Here is a 2,374-nt window from a genome sequence, read left to right as displayed (position 1 = left end):
CGGCGGCGGTGGCGGCGGCGGTGCCATCACCGGTTCGGGAGCAGCGGCGGCCGGCTTGGCCGCCTTGGGCTTGGCCGCAGACTTGGCCTTGGCGGCCACCACTTCCGGTTCGGCGACGGGCGCGGCCGGCTTGGCCTTCGCCTTGGGGCGGAAATCCTCCAGCCGGTCAAAGGCTTCGGCCAGCAGATAATAGACGGTGACACGGTTCTTGGTGGTATCGGCCTTCATCCGCTCACCCACCTTGGCGATGGCAGCATCGAGCACGGCATCCGCCGCGGTCAGGCCGAGCTTCTTCTTCAGGAAATTGGCCTTGACCCGGTCGGTCTCGGTCTTGTCCGAGAAGGAGACGAGAGCGGAATCGCGGTTCCGGAGCGCAATCCCGCAATAACGCACGATGCCGGCGATGATGTCGCCATCGGCATCCGGCACATATTTGCGCACGTCGATTGCCCAATCTTCGGCCATGGTCATGTCCCCCGGTCTTAAACGTCTCCGTGTGACGACGCTAATCAGCGAATCGCCTCGCGGCAATCCGGGTGACCGCACCGCTGGCATCACTCGCCGCAGTCGGCTATGCGCACACTCGTGCATGGCAAGACCATCCTTCTGATCGTGGGCGGCGGCATCGCGGCCTTCAAGGCGCTCGAGCTGGTGCGCGAACTGCGCCGCGCCGGTGCCCGCGTCCTGCCGGTGCTCACCGAGAATGGCACCCGCTTCGTGACGCCGCTCTCCCTTTCGGCGCTGGCCGGGGAAAAGGTGCGCACCAGCCTGTGGGACCTCGAGGACGAGGCGGCCATGGGCCACATCCAGTTGAGCCGCGCGGCCGATCTGATCGTCGTCTGCCCGGCGACCGCCAGCCTGATCCAGCGGGCAGCGGCGGGCGCGGCCGATGACCTGGCCACCACGCTGCTGCTGGCGACCGACACACCGGTGCTGATGGTGCCGGCAATGAACGTGCGCATGTGGCTGCATGCCGCCACCCAGCGCAATGTCGCGACGCTGCGCGGCGATGGCGTGACGGTGATGACGCCCGACGATGGCGAGATGGCCTGCGGCGAGTTTGGCCCCGGCCGCCTGCCCGACGTGGCGGCGATCATGGCGGCGATTGCAGCACAGTTTGGCCCGAAGCCGTTGTTGGGCCGGCATGCGCTGGTCACCGCCGGGCCGACGCACGAGCCGATCGACCCGGTGCGCTTCATTGGCAATCATTCCTCCGGCAAGCAGGGCTTTGCCATTGCCGGCGCGCTGGCCAGCCTGGGCGCGCGGGTGACGCTGGTGGCCGGGCCGGTGCATCTGCCGTCCCCGGCCGGCGTGACCCGCGTTGACGTGATGACGGCGCGTGACATGCAGGCGGCCTGCGAAGCCGCCCTGCCCGCCGATATCGCCGTGATGGTCGCCGCTGTTGCCGACTGGCGGGCCGACGCCGCAGCCCGGAAGCTGAAGAAGGACGGCCAGCCGCTGCCGCCGCTGCAACTGACCGAGAATCCGGACATATTGGCCGGCATTGGCCAACACACCCGCCGGCCGGCACTGGTGGTGGGTTTCGCCGCCGAGACGCATGACCTGATCGCCAACGCCGCCGCCAAGCGGGTGAAGAAGGGCGCGGACTGGATCGTTGCCAATAATGTTTCAGATGGCGTGTTCGGCGCTGATTCAAACCATGTTCATCTTGTCACCGCCACAGGCGCGGAAGATTGGGGCGCGCAGGCCAAGCAGGCGGTCGCCACGACGCTTGCCAACCGCATCGCCGTGCATTTTTCAGGATCCGCATGATCACGATCCCGCTGACCATCCTGCCCCATGGCGAGGGCCTGCCGCTGCCCGCCTATGCCACGCCGGGCGCCGCCGGCATGGATGCGGTGGCCGCCGTGACGGAAACGGTCATGCTGGCGCCGGGCGCGCGCGTTGCGGTGCCACTGGGGTTCTGCATGGCCATCCCAGAGGGCTATGAAGTGCAGGTACGTCCGCGCTCCGGCCTCGCACTGAAGCACGGCATCAGCGTGCCCAACAGCCCCGGCACCATCGACAGCGATTATCGCGGCGAGGTGAAAGCGCTATTGATCAATCTTGGCCAGGAGCCCTTCGCCATCGAGCGCGGCATGCGCATCTGCCAGCTGGTGCCGGCCGCCGTGACGCGGGCAACGCTGGCGGTGGTCGATGTGCTTGACGACACGCAGCGTGGCGCCGGCGGTTTCGGTTCCACCGGGGTCCACGTGTGAACTTCTCCGACGACGAGCTGGAACGTTATGCCCGCCACCTGGTGCTGCCGGAATTCGGCGGGCGCGGCCAGGCGGCGCTGGCACGGGCGCGGGTGGCCGTGGTTGGCGCCGGCGGGCTGGGCAGTCCGTGCCTGCTCTATCTCGCCGCCGCCGGG

The 2,374-nt window shown here is 68.3% G+C and carries 4 protein-coding genes; 3 read left to right on the top strand and 1 reads right to left on the bottom strand.

Going from position 1 to position 2,374, the window contains the following annotated elements:
* A partial coding sequence (locus GJ693_RS15475) for a DUF2853 family protein (protein WP_197042265.1) occupies positions 1 to 471 on the bottom strand: 471 nt, incomplete at its 3' end.
* 102 nt (positions 472 to 573) lie between these two features.
* Here GJ693_RS15475 and coaBC point away from each other — a divergent pair.
* The 3 genes from coaBC to GJ693_RS15460 all read left to right on the top strand — a co-directional run.
* Entirely contained in the window at positions 574 to 1,773 is a 1,200-nt protein-coding gene (gene coaBC, locus GJ693_RS15470; RefSeq protein ID WP_156257138.1) for a bifunctional phosphopantothenoylcysteine decarboxylase/phosphopantothenate--cysteine ligase CoaBC, read from the top strand.
* Positions 1,770 to 2,219, top strand: coding sequence for a dUTP diphosphatase (gene dut, locus GJ693_RS15465; protein WP_156257137.1), 450 nt, complete (start codon positions 1,770 to 1,772; stop codon positions 2,217 to 2,219). Before coaBC ends, dut begins: the two co-directional genes overlap by 4 nt.
* Positions 2,216 to 2,374: ThiF family adenylyltransferase (locus tag GJ693_RS15460; protein ID WP_197042264.1), on the top strand; the 159-nt coding region annotated here is incomplete at its 3' end. The genes dut and GJ693_RS15460, both read left to right, overlap by 4 nt.

This window comes from Sandarakinorhabdus oryzae (genome assembly GCF_009733735.1).
GTDB classification, from domain to species: domain Bacteria; phylum Pseudomonadota; class Alphaproteobacteria; order Sphingomonadales; family Sphingomonadaceae; genus Sandarakinorhabdus; species Sandarakinorhabdus oryzae.
The sequence above is the reverse complement of the archived record's forward strand: the minus strand, read 5'-3'. Positions and strand labels throughout refer to the sequence as shown.